This window comes from Hafnia alvei (assembly GCF_900095695.1).
Lineage (GTDB): Bacteria > Pseudomonadota > Gammaproteobacteria > Enterobacterales > Enterobacteriaceae > Hafnia > Hafnia alvei_B.
Genome location: NZ_FMIQ01000082.1, coordinates 31,831 through 53,338, shown reverse-complemented (window position 1 = coordinate 53,338; position 21,508 = coordinate 31,831). Strand labels below are relative to the sequence as shown.

Below are 21,508 nucleotides of genomic sequence, written 5' to 3'. Positions count from 1 at the left end.
GGAAAATCTGATGCCGGTCGTAAAAGTAATATTTTTAATGATATTCTATTGTTTGTTAACGGGGGGCGCTCGGGCGGATAGTACCAAAGCTCATCTGCACGGTAAGATCATTTCTGTACCTTGTTATATTAACAATAAAACCGCGTTGGATTTTAACTTTCAGCGGATGGGGATCAAGCGTATTGACGGTATCCGCTATGCGGTGAGTCTAGACATTCCAATTCAGTGTGACAAAGATATTAATGCGCGCTTGTTCTTGAAAATTAGAAGTCAGGCCGTTAGCGCGACTCAATCTCATGTAATAAAAACAGATGTGGACAACCTGAATATTGCGCTATTTGATGAACATCAAAATAAAGAGCTACCGCTGAATACTGAGGTTGAAATAGATAAAACACAGACTTTTCGTATTAAAGCCGTACCCGTGAAAGAAGACCCCAATAAGACGTTAGAGGCTAAACCATTTACCGTCATGGCGACTATGGTTGCGTACTATGAATAATCTGACATACCAACGTGTTTTACAATTCATGCTGAGCACAATATTCATTGCTATGGCGGCATTTAATGTAACAGACCTTCAGGCGAACAATGATTTATCATTTATGGATAAAATAACACGTCGCACTGCGGAGTCTGATGCATCTCCGGTGAATGCCGTATTCCACGGAGAACTGGTAGAAGATCCTTGTGTTGTTTCCACCGAAAGTGAAACACAAGACGTAGAGTTCGGACAGCGCGAGAAGACATTTTTCTATATACACTCGGATAACCCGGTGACGGCGCCAATCGCTTTTAATCTCATACTAAAAGAGTGCGATCTCTCATTAGGTACAAAGGTAAAAGTATCACTTATCGGAGATGATGATCCTGAGGACCCCGGCTATCTGCGCATAAAAGGCCAGGCTGAGGGGGTCGCAATTGGTTTAGCCTCCACTCAAGATGGCACCGCCGTTGCAATGCCGATTAATACCGGGATGACATATTTTTTGCACGATCAGAGCGACAACGTTTTAACCTTTCAAGCGTATTTAAAAGGTAATTCAAAACGTATTGAGAACAGAACAATAGTTGAGGGCGACTTTACCGCCATCGCCGAGTTTCAGTTGGAGTACGAGTGAAGAAGATGAAAAATATTAAAATAATAAGCAGGGTGTTTGTTATATTTCTGGGGCTAGCAAACTTAGGCGTGAATGCTGTCAGCTACAAATGGCCAGTAATAGAAAGCGCCGATGTGACGATAACCGGTAGCGATTCGGCGACCTATGTGCTTCATTTTGGTTATCCAACAATACCTGACAATTCAACACTAGATCAAATTCCTACGGCATGCGAATCTGGCTCATGCGTGTTTATTGTTACCCATCGCCATAATGACGGCGCGGGAACCATTACCGCAAACCCGAATGATATCCCTTCTTCCTATGTTAGCGAGTGGAAAAGGGGAACGGAGTGGCGAAATATTTTAAAAGACACAACAAATTTCGGCGTGAGTTCGTTTACGGTGAAGCATTTTGGTGGCGTAAATGGTCAGGAATGCGTTGATGCAGCTTTAGCTCCGAGTGTTTATCGAGGATCTTCTGGCGTATCACATTTGTGGAGTGAGTGGCAGGGGGCCCGTGCTACACCGCCTAATTTTGCCGTAAGTTGTCTGGGGTTGCCACCCGTTAATCAATGGTGTGCATTGCATGATCCATTAATAACGTTTGATTTCGGCACGCTACAACTGGCCGATGCTAAGGGCGCGAAGCGTAAGGAAAATATACAGATTGATTGTTCAGTAGCCGGTATGAAATATGTTCTTAAACTGAGAGGCTTGGATTTTATTGCTCTCAACAACGGAATGAATGCCAAGTTTACTGCTGATGGAAAACCATTAGGGGAAACCTTAGAAGGCACGGCAGTAAGTAATATCGTGGCTTTAGAAGCGGAGCTAACCGGCACTCCTCCTCAGGATGGCGGAGACTTTTCTGGTACCAGCATCTTATCCGTGAGCTACCCGTAAAAACAGTTTCATACGTGTTTGACATGCAGCATATTATTTCCATCGTAAAAATAGATAACCTGTTTTATCTGTCATTGTGTAGGTGAAGCTATGAGTCACAATTACCCCTGTTTTTTATGTGCATTTTTATTAACTATGTTCACTTATAAAGCTGAGGCTGCATTATCACTTGATCGTACGCGGATTGTATTTAATCAAGGAAATAAAGCGGTTAGTTTGCGGGTTACAAATCAGAATAATAAATCCCCTTATTTAGCTCAATCATGGATAGAAGATGCCTCTGGGAAAAAAATAAACATGCCACTTGTATCTCTTCCACCGATTCAGCGAATTGAGGCGGGCAGTGAAACGAAGGTGCGGCTGCAATTTTCTGAAATGCCGGTGGGATTACCAACCGATAAGGAGAGCCTTTTTTATTTTTATTTTAGGGAAATTCCACCTAAAACAAACAAACCCAATAGCGTAATGTTGGCAGTGGAAAGTAAACTTAAAGTTTTTTACCGCCCTGAGTCTATCGTTGTTGATAAAATGCAAGAAATTCTACCAGGATTAGAAAATATAACGCTTGATAAAAATAAGGAAAAGTATGAAATTAACAATGTCACTCCTTATTACTTGACTGTCGTTGAGGCCAGAGAGAGTCAAAGCGCTAAACCAATATCATTTGAATCCGTGATGTATTCACCAAAATCAAGAGGGTTTATTCCCGATAATGTAAGTACTACCGGAAACAAAATATCTTTAGTCTTTGTTACCGATTATGGTGAGCAGCGGTCGCTTAATTTTTTATGCGAAAACACGCATTGTCATATTCATGATATAGGAAAAATAGCCCCTAAAAAGAATGCACATAATTAAAAGAATGGTGCTATTTCACGATTTTATTTTTTTGCATCTAACGATGAAAAGAGGATTTAAGTGGCCTGTGTATACATTATGTATATGCTGAGTATCTTATGCAGAGTAAAAATATGTTCAGAATAAAAGCAAGTCAGATCTTGATATTCTTTATTTTATTGTATTTAGCATTGATCATGCATATCCGTTTCCCTTCTCAAGGGGGAAGTGGATTGCTATTGCCGAGTAATCAAATTGCGTGGGCGGTAATGGCAATTTTAGTGCTGGTTGTATGTATTTCTCGTTATTCTAGTTCTCACCTATATATATCACCGCTGAGCTATGCATTATGTGCTGCAACGCTGTTAATGGGAATTCCGTTGCTTTATACGCCGGAACACTGGTTGATGAGCGGTTTTACTCAGTGGCTTGGTGTGGCGGCAGGGCTAGTCTTCTATTTTTCAATCCTGCAGATAAAACTGAGTGTTTTATACCAGCGCGTGGTGTTATTGGGTTTGTCTGCCGCTGCGTTAATTCAAACAATAGTCGGTATTGTATATTTATTTATTATTTTGCCTCAGCCAGGTGAGTGGTTTCATTATGGTACGGAAGCTATCGGCGTTCTTGCTCAGCGCAATATCGCGGCAACATGCTTGAATATTGGGTTAGGTGCTTCTCTCCTTTTATGGCTAGAACCTACTGATACTAAAAAACTGCATAACCAGACGGTATTTCCTAAGGTGTCAGCCATTTTGTCGCTGGGATGGCGCGTTTATATCCCTGTAGTTATGACCGCTGTTCCATTTATGCTGATATTTTTACAATCGCGTATCGGCGTTATTAACGGAATTGTCATTGTTGGCGGGTTTGGACTCTTGTATTGGCGTTCTTATTCTCGCCGTTATTTACGCGCTTTAATATGGATATTTACCGGGGTCACCACGGCCAATCTGGTGATTTGGCTCTCTCCGGCGGCGAGTTTAGATCTGCTGCATGAAAACTCGACGAGCTATCGCGTACAGATGCTCAGTGAAACACTCAATATGATCTTTACTCATCCACTTAAAGGCTGGGGGTTAGGCAGTTTTAGCTATGAGTATGCCCACTTCCTTATTCGAACCGGTGTTACATCATTGGAGTCGGTTGTTATTAACCATCCTCACAATGAGATTTTGTTCGGTTGGGCGGAAGGGGGAATAGTTATGCTCATAGCCTACGGTATTCTGGCATTTGCAGGCTGGAAGCTATGGCAGCAGAGCGTGCTGAGCGACAGGATTCATGCTTCTTTTCATTGTCGGGGGCTGTGGTTATTACTGCTTCCTTTATTATTGCATTCTTTAGTCGAATATCCATTTTATCTTTCAGCCGCGCTTTGGATGGTTTTTTTGTTGTTGCTTGCGCTATGTGACCAAGCGAGCTATTGCAGAACTGATGAAAAACAAATAAATGAGGTTAACCCTCAGGAAGTAAATTCATTTCATAAAATTGAGCACGCCGATTATACGATATCGTTGTGGCTCCTGCGTTTAGGTACATTAGCTGTTGGTGTCATCGCAGGACTCACCGCGCTATTTATGACCACCGCGCTGCAAAGCGGGCTGCTTTTAACGATGTTCGAAAATGTACAAATCACACAGCCTCCGCAAGAGGTGGCGCGTATCAATATAGATAAAGTCGCTCAGGCGTTATTGAATCCATGGGTGTTTAGAGAGCGACTTGAATTTGATCGTCAGGTTAATAACTTGATTAAATTTAACACAACGAAAAAAACACATTTATTGTTTGATTATTTAGAGTGGTCATCAAAATACTTAGAGTATGGCATTGATCCAAATGTCTATAAAAGCCGAATGCTTATTTTATCTGCTATTGGGGAGCAGAGTGAAGTGGCGCGTTTATCTACCGAGGTTCATTTTCTTTATCCGAAAGATAAACGTTTTTCCCCATAGTCTAAGGATAATTGATTATGAGTAATTTAATAGAATCCACGGATTTTTCGTTTGTGAACGATAATTGGCGTTTACAGCCCATTATTGATGCGCAAAGTGGGGAGGTCTTTGGCTATGAGATGTTGACGCGTTTTTTGTCGCCCTCGCAAGCAGAAAGCTATTTTCGCCAGGCGACGTCGGAAGACGTGATGATGTTATTTGAATCTCAACAGGAGTGGGTTGGGCTGCAAACGGATTCACCTCACCGTTATTTTTGTAATTTGCCTGTAGAGATACTTAAAAATGTCGATTTATGCAGCAAACTAATGCTTGACCTAGATGTATTTCATTCCACTCAGGAAAGTGAATCACCGGATATTTTATTTAATCGCTGCGTTGTAGAGCTACAAGACCCTGAAGTTATTCCACGGCTTAGTGAAAGGTCACGACGTCATTTAAATACCCATTTATCGGCTTTGCGTGATCAATCAGTATCGGTTTGGATTGATGATGTCACCCAAGCGTTACTGCCATCAATGGAACATCTAGCCGGGGCGGTGGACGGAATAAAAATTGATAAAGAGACGTTTTGGCATTTGGCCGATCGTCCCTCAGAACTTAAGCGTTTTATTGCTCGGTGCAAACAAATTTGCTCCCTCACGTTAATTGAAGGGATTGAAACGGCTTTGCACTGTGAACAAGCCATTGAAGCCGGCGCTGATTTTCTTCAAGGGTATTTCTGGCCGGAACTCAGCAGTCATAACAATAAGGTCGATGGATTAAGATTAGGTGGGAATGCATGATGAATAATGAACTTATGGAATTGCAGGTGGCTTTTGATGACGATAATCAGGTGTTTAGTGAGGGCTTATGGCAGCTTCTGAAGGATATATTCACTCAACAAAAGAGTATAACTCTGAATAGAAACTATGAAATACCTAAAGATTTGGCTCTACAATTATCTGATATTTATGTGAGCAGCTTTAATGCTGGTGAAGAGCTAATTTGCCGTCCTCAGATGAAATCACGCAAAGCAAAAAGTTTGCTCATTGCGGTGTGTAATGGCTTGAATGAACCTAAAGTTAAAAATTTACCTCATTGCTTACGCGGGTGTGTTTTTGTTCGTCGCACTGAATCGATTGAGAGCATTCGAGACAAAATTGAGCATCAGTGGGCGATCCTAAGTAATAAAAACTATGTAGCTGAAACCGATGAGAAAATGTGTCTCTCTTGCTTTCCCGTTAGGCTAACGGATGTTGAAGAGCGTGTGGCAACGTATTTCTATCGAGGCTTTTCACTTGGGCAAATTGCCAATATTCGCGGAATGCATGTGAAAACGGTTAGCGCCCATAAACGAGCGGTAATGAATAAGCTTAATTTGGCCAGCAGCGCGGAGCTCATTCATATAATGCACCATTGGGCGCCCAATATTGCTCAAAAAGAGTCGCATATTATGGATTATCGTAAAAAGAAGTTGCCTGTGAGGAAAAAAGAAGTATCCATTGACAGCGGTCCCCATACCGTCAGGGTTAAAGAGAGAGCCGTGCAGAAATCAGCGCCGATAAAAGTAGCCAACCAAAATAAAAAAGAAACAGTTTTTAATATATTAATGAAAATGTGTCGTCCCAGTACCTATACAAAGGAAAGCTGGAGTGAAGCTCTGCCGTTATCAGTGATGGAGTGGCCTAAGACTCGAGACATTGCTGATGAGTGCGATGATTCAGTATATGTTGCGAGATATTGGCTGACGCTGTTAGAAAAGGAAGGCCGCGTTCGACGGGTGTGGGCGAGAGGTGTTCGTTGGGGCGTGCAGCCCTTCACTTCTTAGATAGCTACGCTGCGTTCTCATGGAGTTTCCGCTTAATATTTTTGGCACAAGTGGCGATATAATCGGCATGTTTGATTAAGCATTCATCGTGTTGGCTTTTTTTAGAGCACTTGGTAAATAATCTTTTGATAATACTTGATTGTTTCTGCGCGGTTATACTATATTGCGCCCCAAGGAAGCGGAGTGTTGCTCCGCTAGACTTGCCGACTTAGCTCAGTAGGTAGAGCAACTGACTTGTAATCAGTAGGTCACCAGTTCGATTCCGGTAGTCGGCACCATAATTCTGTAAAAAAGCCACCCAATGGGTGGCTTTTTTTCGTCTGTACTTAGCGCTCTTGCTAGGCCGTTGACATTGGGTCGAATGCAAAGCGCCAGTGCGGTTGCCGATGGTTAATTTTGTTTGATTTTGTTGAAGTTCGCTGGAGAGTTAACCAAAACACCATCAGCACCTAATTGCATCGACTTACGATAGTCATCTGGCGTGTTTATATCGAAGAAAATGATATGAGCACCTCCAGCACTACGAAAACATCTCATGGCCTCTTCATCCCACTCTAGGCGTGATTTGGAACGGCCCTCGCCAAGAGTATACTTTTCAATCACTTCGACATCGCGTTTTAATTCAAGACCATACCAGCGTTCTTGAGTCTCGTTTTTATTGATATCGCACTGGTGACTCATGGTGACGTTTGCCAATATCGTGCGGGTTTTATCTCGACTGACAAACTTAGCAATATCACTAGGAAGTGCATCAATGTATTTTTCATCGGTGGAATAGACCCGGGTGCGCGTTAGGCTATTGGTTTTTTGTAAAACAGCCTCTAAGGCTTGAGCCAGCTTGTTAGGATCTGCATCTGGAGATTTGATATCAATATAGAAAAATGTGCTCGGCCATTTTTTTAACACCTGTTCTAACGTTGGTATTCCAATTCCTTTATGGCGGAACGGATATGAAGGTTGTTCAAAGAAATAACCGGCATCTGCTTTGCTTAACTGAGCTGCGGTATGTGATGAAATAGGCCCCTGCAAATTTGTCAGACTTTTGAGATCTGACGGTCTGTAAAGCACAATAACCCCATCTTTACTCATTTGAACCGTGATCCAAATGGCGTCAGCGTTGTTTTTTAATGATTGGCTAATGGCGACTATCGTATTTTCTGGTGCGTCACCCGTTCCCCCTCGATGCGCAATAATGCTGGGGCTAGCGTGAGCCAGTGTGGCTGAACATAACAGCAGGGCGGCACTAATCATTTGTTTATGCATAGGTCCTCTTTTGTATTATAAGTAACAGTTATAACTAAAATAGTTATAGTTGCGATGCGTTATTAAATGCCAAATGATACTCGGTGTTAATCAATGAATTGACCTATATGCATTCAAATGCATCGTTTTCTGCAAATCTATACAACAGCGGTTCAATGATTCGCCGTGAGCGATATGTGAGTGAAAGGTTTATCTAGCGTTGAGTTGTCGAGCTGGGGAGTGGTTGGTTACGGAGATGTTAATTTCACCTCTCGTTATTTGTGATCCGTATCATATTTCATGGGTTATCTCTTTGGCTTATAGGCGGCCTGACGGGATAATTCGTTCAAGTGATGGTATTAAATCATCAGTGAAAAATTATTACGTTATGGAAGAGTCGTATGTGTATTTGTGATATCAGCGTTGAAGATACCTTTATACGTTTGCCGTTATCGCCAACGGCGGCATGGATGCTCGATCGTCAGGCAACCCGTTCATTAGGCTGGCGTCGATTCCTGAAACCGAAACGCGATCAAAAGCTGATGAGCTGGCGTTTAACACCGCTGAAAGATCGTTATGAAGTACGATTTTCACCTAACCGGCAGCCTGAGCTGTGGATGTTTAGCGCAGAAAATGCAATACGTAAGCGTCTGTAGTTTAGCGTGAGCTTAATTGCCAAACCGCACCGTTCCATCGTTGCGGCTTGGTTATGGTTTTAGATTTTCTCGATACAGCACTTTCCTTCCTTATTTATTCTCTTCCGATAACTTCTGTTTTGATAACTTCTCTTCTTCTTCGCTGTAGGGTGCCAAGATATCTTTCAAGATCTCCAGCCGTTGTTCCGGTGTGAGGTAGAACCCGTACGGTAATTGATAGGGCGGATGTTCTTGCTGGTAGCTGGCTTTCAATTCGTTTAAGTATCTATAAATCTGCTTCATATTTAACCTCCTAGCGCCGATAAAACCATCGTAGGATGTTTAAAGATGAACTAAAACTGAACAAATTTATTTTATTGTTCAGGTTTTATATCAATATGAAAATTAGATGATTTTTCAGTAAACCAACCGTGAATTGTTCGGTGAAATGAAGCGCCAAAGTTTTGGCTAACCAAGGGATAACTTGTTTGCAGAGAGTGGTTCGTTATATAGTTCGTTATATAACATTATTTTAGCCTTCAACTATGAACCTCTTATTGCCTAAATGTAGCCGTGCGCTATTCAGTGGCCTATCGTTGCTGCTGGTTTCTTTTTCATCCTTAGCAGACCGTACCGTTACCGATCAATTAGGTCGTCAGGTAACGATTCCCGATCACGTTAATCGGGTGGTGGTTCTGCAACACCAAACGCTTAATTTGTTGGTTCAGCTCGATGCCACCGATGATGTGGTTGGGATTTTATCGAGCTGGAAAAAACAGCTTGGCCCTGAGTTTGCGCGTTTTTCCTCACGTTTAGCCACGTTGCCGATGCCTGGCGATCTGACGCAGGTCAATATTGAAAGCCTGCTGGCGGAACATCCTCAGGTTGTTTTCGTAGCTAACTATGCACCGTCGGAAATGATCAACCAGATTGAGAACGCGGGAATACCGGTGGTGGCGGTTTCTTTACGCCGTGATCCGCAGGGTGAGCAGGATAAACTGAATCCAAAGATGGCCAATGAAGAACAGACCTATAACCAAGGGCTTCAGGATGGCATTCGTCTTATCGCTAACGTCGTTAATCGTGAGTCGCAGGGTGAGGCACTGATTGATTACACTTTCGTTCAGCGTGAAAAAGTGGCTCAGCGTTTGAAGGATATTCCTGAAAGCCAGCGAGTGCGCGTCTATATGGCAAATCCTGATTTAACCACCTATGGTTCAGGAAAATATACCGGCTTAATGATGCAGCATGCGGGGGCGATGAACGTCGCGGCAGCCAGTATCAAGGGCTATAAGCAAGTTTCGATTGAACAGGTTTTGTCTTGGAACCCGCAGGTTATCTTTGTGCAGGATCGCTATCCTGATGAGATTAATAAAATCCGTAACGATCCGGCATGGCAGGGCATTGATGCCGTGAAAAATCAGCGGGTGTATCTCATGCCGGAATATGCCAAAGCGTGGGGATATCCGATGCCTGAAGCGTTAGCTATCGGAGAGCTTTGGATGGCTAAGAAGCTTTATCCGACTCGTTTCACCGATATTGATATGAATAAAGCCGCCAACGGCTATTACCAGCGTTTTTACCGGACTTCGTGGGTTGCTGCGCCACATGCTTCTGCTGAATAAACCACGCATCAATCTGCTATTGCCGATGGCGACATTGATTGTCGCCTTCTTTTCATTGGGGGTAGGGCAATATTCAATCTCACCGGTGAATGTTTGGCATGCGTTAATGTCTCCGCTACAAACTCATGATCTGGCTGGGCAAATTATCTGGACGGTGCGCATGCCGCGTATCTTGATGGCGTGCTGTGCGGGTGGGGCATTAGCGCTGTGCGGCGCCTGCTTACAGGGTGTGTTTCATAACCCGTTGGTTGATCCGCATATTATCGGCGTGAGCTCCGGCGCAGCCTTCGGCGGCACGCTGGCCATTTTGTTGGGTCTTTCACCGCTTTGGCTGATGAGTTCGACCTTTGCCTTTGGTTTGTTGGCTCTGGTGTTGGTGTATGCAATAGCGTCAACGCTCGGTAATGAGAATCGCCTGATGCTGATTCTCTCCGGGATTATTCTCAGTGGCTTTTTCTCTGCGCTGGTGAGCCTGTTGCAATACATGGCGGATACCGAAGAAAAGCTGCCGAGCATTGTGTTCTGGCTGCTGGGCAGCTTTGCTACCGCTAATTGGCACAAGCTTTTGATGATGGCTATCCCGCTCGCTGTGGCCAGTTTTTTACTGTTTCGTCTGCGCTGGCGGATAAACATTTTGTCTCTTGGCGATGCGGATGCGCGCACCCTAGGCGTTTCGGTTGCGGGTTTGCGTCGGTGGGTGTTATTGCTCTGCGCATTGCTGGTTGCCGCTCAGGTTGCGGTGAGCGGGGGGATTGGCTGGATAGGATTGGTGATCCCGCACCTTGCGCGCTTGTTAGTTGGAGCAGACCATCGACGCTTACTTCCGGCAGCATTCTGGCTCGGCGGTGGGTTTATGGTTTTGGTTGATGATGTAGCACGCACATTGAGCGCGGCCGAAATTCCGTTGGGGATTATTACCGCATTAATTGGGGCACCGCTGTTTGCCGTGCTGTTGATTCACTCTCGACGGAGATCGCACGGTGAATGAGATAGCGCTCAGCGTGAATGAACTTGAATTCGGCCATCAGAAGGCGTTGTTTGACGCGCTGAGTTTTTGTTGTCGCCGTGGCGAAGTATCGGCCATTCTTGGGGCCAACGGGCGCGGAAAAACCTCGTTATTGAATACGCTGTCCGGCGTTATTCCCCCTCTGGCCGGGGGCATTTCACGCAGAGCGCCGATCGGTTTTGTTGCTCAGTCGTTTTCCTCCGCCTTTGCCTATCGGGTTATTGAGATCGTCTTGATGGGCAGAGTGAGCAACGTTGGTTTGCTACAACAGCCAACGGCCAAAGACGAAGGCATTGCACTCGATGCGTTAGGTACGCTGGGGATTGCGCATTTGGCCGATTTCAGCTTTCAAACGTTGTCCGGTGGGCAGCGTCAACTGGTGATGATTGCCCGTGCGTTAGCCACCGGCTGTGAAATGTTGATCTTAGATGAACCCACTTCGGCCTTGGATCTATTCAATCAACAGGCGGTATTACGCTTGATCCACCAACTAGCGAAAAAGCGTCAGATAAGCGTTCTGTTTACCACTCACGATCCTGCACATGCGCAGCTGGTGGCGCAAAAGTGCCTTTTATTGCTGGATAATCAGCGGTGGGTATATGGCGACAGCAGGGAAATGCTCACCGAAGATAATTTACATAAGGCCTATGGGGTCAGAGTCGAGCTGGCGGCTGTGCCATCTGCCGTAGGAGCTCGGTCGGTGCTAACCCCGATATTCGATCTTTCTTTGGACTAACGCAGCGCAAACCCTGCGCTCACAAACTGTTGCTGAATATCACTTGATAATAGATAGGTCGCCAGTGGCTGAGCGGCGTCACTGCGCAGCGCCAGCGCGTAAGTGGCGAATATATTGTCAGCCTCGGAGATGGTGACCGCCGCAATATCGGCGTCGTGCTCTAACCATTGTGCATAGTGTGCGTAACCGACGAAAACATCAGCCAGACCTTGGTGAATCAGCCATGCAGAAGCGATTTCCGTCTCTGGGACTTGCAACCCTGCTTTCCCTCCAACTAATTGTTTGGCGTGCGATTTCAAAAACTCACCTGCGCCGGGACGGCGCTGTTCGACGCGATCAAATAATTGCCACGTATAGTCGCCGGAAGGATCGCTGCCGGGCGTAGAAGTGCCGACGATCATGCTCGGGTCGGTCAGCAAATCGAGCCAGTTTGTGGTCTGCGATACTCTGGCTCGGTGGGTGGTTAAACATAGCTTGTTGCGCAGAAAAGGCATCACGCTATTTGCTAATCCGTGGTCGAGCAACGTTTGTGGATGTTCTTGATTAGCAGAAGCAAACAGATCCCACTGAGCGCCGCTTTCAATCTGTTCCCGTAGCAATCCGGCTGGGCCAAATTGCGCATGGATGCTCACATGATGTCGCTGGCTAAACTGAGACAAAATAGGGGTTAGCGCTCGACGCAAACTGCCTGCGGCTAATACGGTTAAAGAGGCGTTACGAGTATTCACATTGATCCCACGCTGATGATTATCAATTATTCTTTAGGCTGAGGCGGACGTTACGGCGTGGCGCGGGGAGTGTCAATGCAGGATGAAACAGAATAACCACGCTGGCAGGGCGCCAGCGTAGTGAAAACGCATTAATTAACGCGCTAACCAGCCGCCATCGACGGCGATCGTGTAGCCATTGATGTAGTCTGATGCCGGTGATGCCAAGAACACCGCGGGGCCCATTAAATCTTCTGGTAATCCCCAACGACCTGCAGGAATGCGGTCTAAAATCTCTTCGCTACGCGCTTCATCGGCACGCAACTGCTGCGTATTGTTAGTGGCCATGTAACCGGGAGCAATGGCATTAACGTTAATCTGATGCTTCGCCCATTCGTTGGCCAGCAAGCGGGTCACGCCCATCACCGCGCTTTTAGAGGCGGTATAAGACGGCACGCGAATTCCGCCTTGGAAAGAGAGCATTGAGGCGATGTTGATGATCTTGCCGCCTTTGCCCTGAGCGATAAACTGACGGGCAACGGCCTGAGACATAAAGAACACGGTCTTAATGTTCAAATTCATCACGTCGTCCCAATCTTTTTCACTGAATTCCAGTGCATCCTGACGGCGGATAATACCGGCGTTATTGACCAAAATATCAATATGGCCAAACTCACTGGCTGCGCGAGCGACCAGATCGGAAATAACCGACGTATCGCGCAAATCCGCGGTAAGGCTTAAAAAACGACGGCCTAGCGCAGCGATCTGTTTAATGGTTTCAGTTGGCTCAACGATGTTAATACCAATAATATCGCAGCCAGCCTGTGCTAAACCAACGGCCATTCCCTGACCAAGACCGGTATCACAGCCTGTAACCAGCGCCACTTTACCCTGCAACGAAAATGCATCAAGAATCATGTTTTATATCCTTTGAGGGCGGCTGGTTGTCATTAAGCAGCCGCAGAAATGAGTGAGCTAGGGCTTAGCGAATATCTTTAACAGCAACGTGGTCCATATCGTCGAAGACCTGATTTTCGCCAACCATTCCCCAAATAAAGGTATATGCCTTGGTGCCCACGCCGGAATGAATTGACCAGCTTGGTGAAATGACGGCCTGTTCGTTGTGCATCACAATGTGGCGGGTTTCCTGCGGTTGACCCATCATGTGGAAAACGCAGGAATCATCATCCATGTTGAAATAGAAATAGACCTCCATGCGACGCTCGTGGGTATGGCACGGCATGGTGTTCCATAGATTGCCTTCTTCTAACTCGGTTAGCCCCATTGACAGCTGGCAGGTTTGCAGCACGTCAGGAACCATATATTTGTTGATGGTGCGGCGGTTACTGGTTTTTGCATCGCCGAGCGTTTGCGGTGAGGCGTCAGCGGGCGTGATCTTTTTGGTTGGGAACGTGGTGTGAGCCGGTGCACAGTTGTAGTAGAACTTTGCAGGTTGGCTGGCGTTTACGCTGGCGAAAGCAATATCGCGTGCGCCTTTACCAACGTAGAGAGCTTCACGATGGCCGATTTCATAGCATTCGCCGTCAATGGTGATGGTGCCTGGACCGCCGATGTTGATAACGCCGAGTTCGCGGCGTTCTAGGAAATAGCTCACGCCGAGTTGTTTACCCACTTCAGCGCCGATAGCGACGGTTTTTTGCACCGGCATAACGCCGCCGACAATGATGCGGTCAATATGGCTATACACCATGGTGTACTGATCGGCATCAAAAATGGTTTCAACTAAAAACTCGCGGCGCAGACCCTCGGTGTCGAGCTGCTTGGCATGGTCGCTATGAATGCTTTGACGGACTTCCATCTTTCACCTCGTCGATATTCGTTTGAGTGTTTGGCAGGCATGAACAGTCTGGGGCTCTGTTCGTGTCGATGGAGGCATGTTAGATCCTTCTGATACGTAATTCAATTAAAAATGAAACATTGTTTTGTTTTTATGGATTCGGTGTTGTGAATTTGGCTACTGGATCACAAAGCGCGATATCTGGGGGAGGAGAGCCATTCATGCCTGTAGCAAAATATTTGCATAGAGAAGCGTGCTACGGGATAAAAGTGAAAGCGTTATGTTGCTCTGAACAATAATAAACATCGCTTTAAAGAACATCGCAGAGGCTGTAAATATTAATCTGAGCTAGAATAAAACGCCGGAATTTGTTATTTTAAGGTTTATCTTAGCGTTGTGTTTAAAATAAACCCTCAATCTTCACACTCTCTCCATAATTGCCTTTTTTTTGGTTTTTCTCCTTTCGTTTATTTACTCAGCGTGTAACTACTATATATTTAGACCTATAGACTTAATTCCATCAACGCAACAACGAACACACTATTTGAGGAATCATAATTATGCGTAAATTAACTGCTTTAATGTTGGCATCATCTCTGGCTTTTGGCGCTTCAATGGCAAACGCCGCTGAAACCACCGCAACACCAACTACCCCTGCGGCTCCAGTGGCAACCAAGGCTGACGGCGCACCGATGATGATGCATCATCAGATGGGCAAGCAGGGCCCACGCCACGGCGGCATGTTTGAAGGCTTGAAGCTGACAGACCAGCAGCGTGAGCAAATGAAAACCATCGCTAAAGAGTTCCGTTCCGAGCACAAAAAACCAATGATGGGCGATCATTTCAAAGATATGCATAAGCTGGTCGCCAGCGACAAATTTGATGAAAGCGCTGCGCGTGCACAAATCGAAGCTAACAGCAAAGAGCGCAACGATATGATGCTGGAACGCATGAAGATGGAAAACAAAATGTATAATGTTCTGACCCCAGAACAGAAAAAAGAATTTAACCAGAATTTCGAAAAACGCATCGAAAAAATGGAACAGCGTCACGCGGCAATGGTTGCCGGTGAGCAATAATTTTTAAACAGCGACAATGCTAAATATAGAGCCTCCCTTGTGGAGGCTTTTTTTTTCTTATTATTGAATATTTAGCTAGATATCAGCATTAAATTGCCTTTCGTGATCAAAATCGTATTTCTTCCTTTTCATCGTCTATCGCAGCAATGGGATGATGTTGCTAAAACGTTACCATCTCTTTGTGTTATCTTTAAAGATAGCCACAGCGTTATCAGGAGATTGTTTCCGGCCATGCGTGTCGTTCCCAGATGAAACCGCATCGATTGTATCCAGCGCCGAGAAACACCGCTTAAAGCATGATAAGGAAGGAGAAGCCAATGTCATCCGATCTTCAACATCGTCTGAGCCAGCCACATCTCGCGCAGCAATGTCAGAAAACACTGAGTGCCCTGAATATCGAGTATCACTATTACAGCTTGCCTGAGCTTGAAAAGCAGCTGGGCGATATCCGCCAACTCCCTAAATCAATGAAAGTTCTGCTGGAAAACCTGCTGCGCCACCTTGATGGCGAAAGCGTGGTGCTGGAGGATTTACAGGCAATCGTCGATTGGGTGAAAACCGGCCATGCCGACAAAGAGATTGCCTATCGGCCAGCACGCGTTCTGATGCAAGATTTTACCGGCGTACCCGCCGTGGTTGACCTTGCGGCGATGCGCGAAGCTGTGGCTCGCTTGGGTGGCAACGTTGAGCGAGTTAATCCGCTATCGCCCGTTGATCTGGTCATCGACCACTCTGTTACCGTTGATCATTTTGGTCATCAGCAAGCCTTTAGTGAAAACGTTGAGTTGGAGATGGAGCGTAACCACGAGCGCTATATTTTCCTGCGCTGGGGACAAAAAGCGTTTGATCGTTTTCGTGTGGTTCCACCGGGAACCGGTATTTGCCATCAGGTTAACCTTGAGTATTTGGGGCAAGCGGTTTGGCATGAAGAGCAAAATGGCCAGCGAATGGCGTACCCTGATACGCTCGTTGGGACTGATTCCCACACCACAATGATTAACGGTCTTGGGGTGTTAGGCTGGGGCGTGGGCGGAATCGAAGCCGAGGCGGCCATGTTAGGGCAGCCGGTATCGATGCTAATCCCCGACGTGGTCGGTTTTAAGCTCACAGGAAAACTGCGTGAAGGCATTACCGCCACCGATTTGGTGCTGACCGTCACGCAAATGCTGCGCAAACATGGCGTGGTAGGCAAATTCGTTGAGTTTTATGGTGACGGCTTAGCCGATTTGCCGCTGGCTGACCGCGCCACGATCGGTAATATGTCGCCTGAATTTGGCGCTACCTGCGGATTTTTCCCCGTTGATGAGGTGACTTTAGGTTATATGCGCCTGAGCGGGCGCAGTGAAGAACAGATTGCGCTGGTTGAAGCCTATTGCAAAGCACAAGGCCTATGGCGTCACGCCGGCGATGAGCCGGTATTTACCAGTACACTGTCGCTGGATATGAATACGGTTGAATCAAGTTTGGCTGGGCCAAAGCGCCCACAAGATCGTGTTCCGTTACCTAAGGTTCCACAGGCTTTTCAGGCGGCGACAGAACTTGAGATTAGCAGCCAAAAAAATCGCGTGGAATTCGAAGAGTTTACGCTGGCGGGAGAGAAACATCGCTTAGCGCATGGCGCGGTGGTGATTGCTGCGATTACCTCATGTACCAATACATCGAATCCTAGCGTGCTGATGGCCGCCGGATTGTTGGCGAAAAAAGCGGTTGAGAAGGGATTAGCACGGCAGCCATGGGTGAAAACGTCGCTGGCGCCGGGCTCGAAAGTGGTGACTGATTATCTGGATGCGGCGGGTTTGACCCCTTATCTTGAACGCCTCGGTTTCAATTTGGTTGGCTATGGTTGCACCACCTGTATTGGCAACTCAGGCCCGCTGCCTGAGCCGATAGAAATGGCAATTAAAGCGGGCGATCTCACCGTTGGTGCGGTGCTGTCTGGCAACCGCAACTTTGAAGGGCGCATTCATCCGCTGGTGAAAACCAACTGGCTGGCGTCTCCTCCGCTGGTGGTGGCCTATGCGCTGGCGGGGAATATGAACGTGAATCTCTCCGTCGATCCATTAGGGCACGACGCACAGGGTAAGCCGGTCTATCTGAAGGACATCTGGCCAAGCGGTCAAGAGATCGCCAATGCGGTTGAGATGGTGAAAACCGATATGTTCCGCAAGGAGTACGCGCAGGTCTTTGACGGCGATGCGGTATGGCAGGGGATTCAGGTACAGGGTTCTGCGACCTATGGTTGGCAAGATGACTCTACCTATATACGCCATCCGCCATTTTTCAGCAGCATGCAGGCAGAACCTGAGCCGGTGAAAGATATCCACGGCGCTCGAGTGTTAGCGATGCTAGGCGACTCGGTGACCACCGATCATATTTCGCCTGCCGGCAATATCAAAGCGGAAAGTCCAGCGGGACGCTACCTGCTGGGACTCGGTGTGGAACGTAAAGACTTTAACTCTTACGGTTCACGACGTGGCAACCATGAAGTGATGATGCGGGGAACTTTCGCCAATATTCGTATCCGCAACGAAATGGTGCCCGACGTAGAAGGTGGTGTGACTCGTCATATTCCCACCCAACAGCAGATGGCGATCTATGATGCGGCGATGAAGTATCAAGAGGAAAACGTGCCGCTCGCGGTGATCGCCGGTAAAGAGTATGGCTCGGGTTCGAGTCGTGACTGGGCGGCAAAAGGCCCGCGTCTGTTAGGTGTTCGCGTAGTGATTGCCGAGTCATTTGAGCGAATTCACCGTTCGAACCTGATTGGTATGGGCATTCTGCCGTTAGAATTCCCGCAAGGGGTAACGCGCAAAACGCTTAACCTAGCCGGAGATGAAACGCTGGATATCAGTGGATTACAACATCTGACGACCGGACAAACGATTAACGTCACGATCACCTATGCCGATGGGCGACGTGAAGTGGTGCCAACGCGTTGCCGAATTGATACCGGAAACGAACTGGCCTATTACCGCAACGACGGCATTTTGCACTATGTAATCAGAAACATGCTTTAGGCCGCTAAGCATGCAACGTGCCGCTATCTATTCTGATAGCGGCATCAAAGTGTGGCGGGATGCTGAAATGTTTTACCATTAGTGACACTTATATAAAGCCATCGCGTTATATTGTGGTGCTAAAGTGGGGGGATTACGCTCAAATAACTCTTTTGAGGTCAGCATGACGGGCATGAAAAAAGCACTTGGCGGCAGAGTTTATATAGCAGTTTATTCGATACCCACACCGCCTTTGGGCGCAAAATGGAGTTCTTTTGGATCACCATGGCTGTCGCCAGCGTCGTGCTGGTGTTTATGGAATCAGGCGATCCAAAACCCTTGCGTGTGCTGGTGGCGCGTGAGGATTTAGGCCTAAAGTTAGAAGTGTTTTTTACGGTGGTATTTACCGCTGAATATCTGCTTCGTTTGCTGACTACGCCCAAGTCTAAAAAATATGCGTCGAGTTTTTTGGGCATTGTCGATCTGCTGACTACGCTGCCGCTCTATTGTTTACTTCTTTTCCCACACATGGCCGTTGAATATGTCACGTTGCTGCGCCTAATGCGTGTTTTAAGGGTGTTGCGCATCTTTAAAATGCTGCGTTATATGGGCTCCGCGACGTTGTTGTGGGACAGCATCGTTGGCGTACGCAAAAAACTATTGGTGTTTTTTACCTTTGTGATGATCCTGTTGTGTTTATTTGGTGGGGTGATGTATGTGATCGAAGGCCCCGAGCACGGTTTTACCAGTCTTCCTGTATCAGTTTATTGGGCCGTGGTGACCATGACGACGGTTGGCTATGGCGACATAACCCCTCATACGCCGGCGGGGCGCATTCTGGCTTCGGTATTAATCTTGATCGGCTACTCTATTATCGCTATCCCCACCGGGGTGTTAACGGCCCATATGACCGAAGTATTGCAGCGTCGACGTACCGTACGTCATTGTGAACACTGCCATAAGTCGGGCCATGACGACGATGCGGTGTATTGCAAGTTTTGCAGTAAACGGCTTAGCAAGCAGCCTCATGATTAAAACAAAAACGCACAGCTTCAGCTGTGCGTTTTAACTGGCGTGGTGCAGTGGAAACTTACTCTTTCCACAAAATATGGCAAAGTTTGTGATCTTTCTCGCGGCAAATTAGTACGCGAGCAAACACGTCGGTGATGTCTTCTGATTCGCCATCGGTTAGACCAATCACTACTTCCACGAAGAAATCAGGGTTCAAGTCGAAATCAACGTGATCTTTCCAATCTTCGGCAGGATCAAATAATTCAGCCGCGCCGCGCTCTTCAAACTGCAGGTTAAACAGAATAACGTCAGCAGGGTCGAGGTTGTCGACGGCCAGTTCAAGAAAAATATCGTAGGCCTGATCTAAGGCTTCATCTTCGGTGAGTCGGTTGTCTAAATCCATCATAAGAGTGTCCTGTACTGTCTCATCATCAATTAGCCAAGCTATTTACAGCAATGGGCTGAAAAAGTAAAACAGTCGTTCAACCACGCGCTGCCACAGCGGGCGTTTTAGCCAGCCAGCGTGGTCAAGCAGAGTAGAACGGGCAATATAATCGTCTTGTACACAGGCTAAGTCAGCGCCAAAGCCATCGTCGTCAATCACTAAGGTGATTTCAAAATTCAGCCACAGGCTACGCATATCCAGATTGACCGTGCCAACCAGACTAAGCTGGCCATCTACCAATACGCTCTTGGTGTGCAGCAGACCACCTTCAAACTGGTAAATTTTAACGCCCGCCTCCAGCAGTTCTGTGAAGAATGAGCGGCTGGCCCAGCCTACCATCATAGAGTCGTTTTTCTTTGGTACGATGATAGAGACATCAACGCCACGCTGTGCCGCGGTGCAAATCGCATGCAGCAAATCATCGCTCGGCACGAAATAAGGCGTGGTCATGATGAGTTGTTCACGGGCGGAATAGACCGAGGTCAGCAGCGCTTGATGGATCAGTTCATCAGGGAAACCCGGACCGGAAGCAATAACCTGAATGGTATGTCCTGATTCCTCTTCGAACGGCAGAGAATGATATTCAGGCTCCGGTGGCAAAATACGTTTGCCGGTTTCAATCTCCCAATCACAGGAGAAAATGATGCCCATGGTAGTGGCTACCGGGCCTTCCATTCTCGCCATTACGTCAATCCATTGCCCAACGCCGGCATCTTGTTTAAAGAAACGCGGGTCAACCAAGTTCATGCTGCCGGTATAAGCGATAAAATTATCAATCAAAACCACTTTCCGGTGCTGGCGTAAATCCATGCGTCGCAAGAAAACGCGCATAAGATTAACTTTCAGCGCTTCGACAACTTCAACGCCTGCATTACGCATCATGGCAGGATAAGGGCTGCGGAAGAAGGTCACACTGCCAGCGGAGTCGAGCAGCAATCGGCAATGTACGCCGCGTCTCGCCGCTGCCATCAACGACTCGGCAACCTGATCGGCTAATCCACCGGGTTGCCAAATATAAAACACCATCTCAATATTGCTGCGCGCCAGCTCGATATCACGAATTAAGGCCTTGAGCGTATCGTCGCTGGTGGTCAGTAACTGTAGCTGGTTGCCCTTAACGCCGGCAATTCCCTGACGGCGCTCACACAGCTGAAACAGCGGCGCGGCGACTTCACTGTTGCCTGTCGCAAAAATGGATTTACAACTTTTAAGGTCGGCAAGCCAATGCGCCGTAGAGGGCCACATCGCTTTAGCACGTTCGGCACGTCTTTTCCCTAAGTGAAGTTCTCCGAATGACAGGTAAGCGATGATCCCCACCAGTGGCAGAATATAGATGATGAGCAACCAAGCCATGGCGGAGGGAACCGCACGGCGCTTCATCAAAATGCGAAGTGTCACGCTGGCAATGAGTAACCAGTAGCCAAAAATCGTAAGCCAGCTAATTACGGTATAAAACGTTGTCATAAAGGCGAGTTGTCCTTTCGCAAAAAAGCGTTATCTCTATTGAGTTTACGCACTGTTGTTGAAAGGTAAAACCTTTTCGCGGATAAAAGTCATCGATTTAAATTTCGTATTAATTTACAGGTTGTAACATTGAGACAAATTTTTGTCTGTCATGTGCTGACGGGTT

Annotated in this window: 21 protein-coding genes and 1 tRNA gene; 15 read left to right on the top strand and 7 right to left on the bottom strand. The window is 46.8% G+C overall.

Annotation, left to right across the window (positions count from 1 at the left end):
• Window positions 1-10: 10 nt before the first annotated feature.
• The 8 genes from BN1044_RS22125 to BN1044_RS22090 all read left to right on the top strand — a co-directional run bounded on the left by BN1044_RS22125 (window position 11) and on the right by BN1044_RS22090 (window position 6,876).
• The gene (locus BN1044_RS22125; RefSeq protein ID WP_072310498.1) at window positions 11-502 is read left to right on the top strand and encodes a fimbrial protein; all 492 of its coding nucleotides are present in this window, start codon (window positions 11-13) and stop codon (window positions 500-502) included.
• Window positions 495-1,121, top strand: coding sequence for a fimbrial protein (locus tag BN1044_RS22120; RefSeq protein WP_072310497.1), 627 nt, complete (start codon window positions 495-497; stop codon window positions 1,119-1,121). Before BN1044_RS22125 ends, BN1044_RS22120 begins: the two co-directional genes overlap by 8 nt.
• Window positions 1,118-2,005, top strand: coding sequence for a hypothetical protein (locus BN1044_RS22115; RefSeq protein ID WP_072310496.1), 888 nt, complete (start codon window positions 1,118-1,120; stop codon window positions 2,003-2,005). The genes BN1044_RS22120 and BN1044_RS22115 overlap by 4 nt, the downstream gene beginning before the upstream one ends.
• Window positions 2,006-2,095: 90 nt before the next feature.
• A complete protein-coding gene (locus tag BN1044_RS22110) occupies window positions 2,096-2,863 on the top strand; it encodes a fimbrial biogenesis chaperone (RefSeq protein ID WP_072310495.1) in 768 nt (255 codons plus the stop codon).
• Between the two features lie 98 nt (window positions 2,864-2,961).
• On the top strand, window positions 2,962-4,791 hold the full coding sequence (locus tag BN1044_RS22105) for a PglL family O-oligosaccharyltransferase (RefSeq protein ID WP_072310494.1): 1,830 nt from the start codon (window positions 2,962-2,964) through the stop codon (window positions 4,789-4,791).
• Window positions 4,792-4,808: 17 nt separating this feature from the next.
• On the top strand, window positions 4,809-5,573 hold the full coding sequence (locus BN1044_RS22100; protein ID WP_072310493.1) for an EAL domain-containing protein: 765 nt from the start codon (window positions 4,809-4,811) through the stop codon (window positions 5,571-5,573).
• Complete coding sequence (locus BN1044_RS22095) at window positions 5,570-6,598, top strand: LuxR C-terminal-related transcriptional regulator (RefSeq protein WP_072310492.1); 1,029 nt, start codon at window positions 5,570-5,572, stop codon at window positions 6,596-6,598. The genes BN1044_RS22100 and BN1044_RS22095 overlap by 4 nt, the downstream gene beginning before the upstream one ends.
• A 202-nt stretch (window positions 6,599-6,800) precedes the next feature.
• Window positions 6,801-6,876, top strand: a tRNA-Thr gene (locus BN1044_RS22090).
• Between the two features lie 112 nt (window positions 6,877-6,988).
• Here the strand turns inward: BN1044_RS22090 and BN1044_RS22085 are convergent.
• Entirely contained in the window at window positions 6,989-7,861 is an 873-nt protein-coding gene (locus tag BN1044_RS22085) for a glycerophosphodiester phosphodiesterase family protein (protein ID WP_072310491.1), read from the bottom strand.
• 380 nt (window positions 7,862-8,241) lie between these two features.
• Between BN1044_RS22085 and BN1044_RS22080 the strand changes: the two genes are divergently transcribed.
• Entirely contained in the window at window positions 8,242-8,496 is a 255-nt protein-coding gene (locus BN1044_RS22080) for a hypothetical protein (protein WP_025796933.1), read from the top strand.
• Window positions 8,497-8,586: 90 nt separating this feature from the next.
• Here the strand turns inward: BN1044_RS22080 and BN1044_RS22075 are convergent, their stop codons facing one another.
• Window positions 8,587-8,778: a hypothetical protein gene (locus BN1044_RS22075; RefSeq protein ID WP_072310490.1), complete on the bottom strand. Its 192-nt coding sequence runs from the start codon at window positions 8,776-8,778 to the stop codon at window positions 8,587-8,589.
• A gap of 242 nt (window positions 8,779-9,020) precedes the next feature.
• Here BN1044_RS22075 and BN1044_RS22070 point away from each other — a divergent pair, with 242 nt between their 5' ends.
• From BN1044_RS22070 to BN1044_RS22060, 3 genes are read left to right on the top strand one after another with little or no spacing between them, the layout of a single operon-like run.
• A complete protein-coding gene (locus BN1044_RS22070; protein WP_072310489.1) occupies window positions 9,021-10,100 on the top strand; it encodes an ABC transporter substrate-binding protein in 1,080 nt (359 codons plus the stop codon).
• Entirely contained in the window at window positions 10,084-11,088 is a 1,005-nt protein-coding gene (locus BN1044_RS22065) for a FecCD family ABC transporter permease (RefSeq protein ID WP_072310488.1), read from the top strand. Before BN1044_RS22070 ends, BN1044_RS22065 begins: the two co-directional genes overlap by 17 nt.
• Window positions 11,081-11,842, top strand: coding sequence for an ABC transporter ATP-binding protein (locus tag BN1044_RS22060; RefSeq protein ID WP_072310487.1), 762 nt, complete (start codon window positions 11,081-11,083; stop codon window positions 11,840-11,842). Before BN1044_RS22065 ends, BN1044_RS22060 begins: the two co-directional genes overlap by 8 nt.
• Here the strand turns inward: BN1044_RS22060 and modA are convergent.
• The 3 genes from modA to kduI form a co-directional block, all read right to left on the bottom strand.
• Window positions 11,839-12,570 (bottom strand): molybdate ABC transporter substrate-binding protein, encoded by a 732-nt coding sequence (modA, locus tag BN1044_RS22055; RefSeq protein WP_072310486.1) that lies wholly within the window; start codon window positions 12,568-12,570, stop codon window positions 11,839-11,841. The genes BN1044_RS22060 and modA overlap by 4 nt on opposite strands.
• Window positions 12,571-12,705: 135 nt before the next feature.
• Window positions 12,706-13,467 carry a 2-dehydro-3-deoxy-D-gluconate 5-dehydrogenase KduD gene (kduD, locus tag BN1044_RS22050; RefSeq protein WP_072310485.1) on the bottom strand — a complete coding sequence of 254 codons (762 nt, stop codon included), beginning with the start codon at window positions 13,465-13,467 and terminating at the stop codon, window positions 12,706-12,708.
• Between the two features lie 64 nt (window positions 13,468-13,531).
• Window positions 13,532-14,368: a 5-dehydro-4-deoxy-D-glucuronate isomerase gene (gene kduI, locus BN1044_RS22045; protein WP_072310484.1), complete on the bottom strand. Its 837-nt coding sequence runs from the start codon at window positions 14,366-14,368 to the stop codon at window positions 13,532-13,534.
• A gap of 539 nt (window positions 14,369-14,907) precedes the next feature.
• Between kduI and spy the strand changes: the two genes are divergently transcribed.
• The 3 genes from spy to BN1044_RS22030 all read left to right on the top strand — a co-directional run bounded on the left by spy (window position 14,908) and on the right by BN1044_RS22030 (window position 19,457).
• A complete protein-coding gene (spy, locus tag BN1044_RS22040; RefSeq protein WP_072310483.1) occupies window positions 14,908-15,426 on the top strand; it encodes an ATP-independent periplasmic protein-refolding chaperone Spy in 519 nt (172 codons plus the stop codon).
• Window positions 15,427-15,743: 317 nt separating this feature from the next.
• A complete protein-coding gene (acnA, locus tag BN1044_RS22035) occupies window positions 15,744-18,443 on the top strand; it encodes an aconitate hydratase AcnA (protein ID WP_072310482.1) in 2,700 nt (899 codons plus the stop codon).
• A gap of 243 nt (window positions 18,444-18,686) precedes the next feature.
• Complete coding sequence (locus BN1044_RS22030; protein ID WP_072310481.1) at window positions 18,687-19,457, top strand: ion transporter; 771 nt, start codon at window positions 18,687-18,689, stop codon at window positions 19,455-19,457.
• 55 nt (window positions 19,458-19,512) lie between these two features.
• On the opposite strand, the gene BN1044_RS22025 is transcribed toward BN1044_RS22030, so the two are convergent.
• The gene (locus BN1044_RS22025; protein ID WP_035502449.1) at window positions 19,513-19,836 is read right to left on the bottom strand and encodes an HI1450 family dsDNA-mimic protein; all 324 of its coding nucleotides are present in this window, start codon (window positions 19,834-19,836) and stop codon (window positions 19,513-19,515) included.
• Window positions 19,837-19,881: 45 nt separating this feature from the next.
• Window positions 19,882-21,342, bottom strand: a complete 1,461-nt coding sequence (cls, locus tag BN1044_RS22020) for a cardiolipin synthase (protein ID WP_072310480.1) — start codon at window positions 21,340-21,342, stop codon at window positions 19,882-19,884.
• Window positions 21,343-21,508 lie beyond the last annotated feature (166 nt).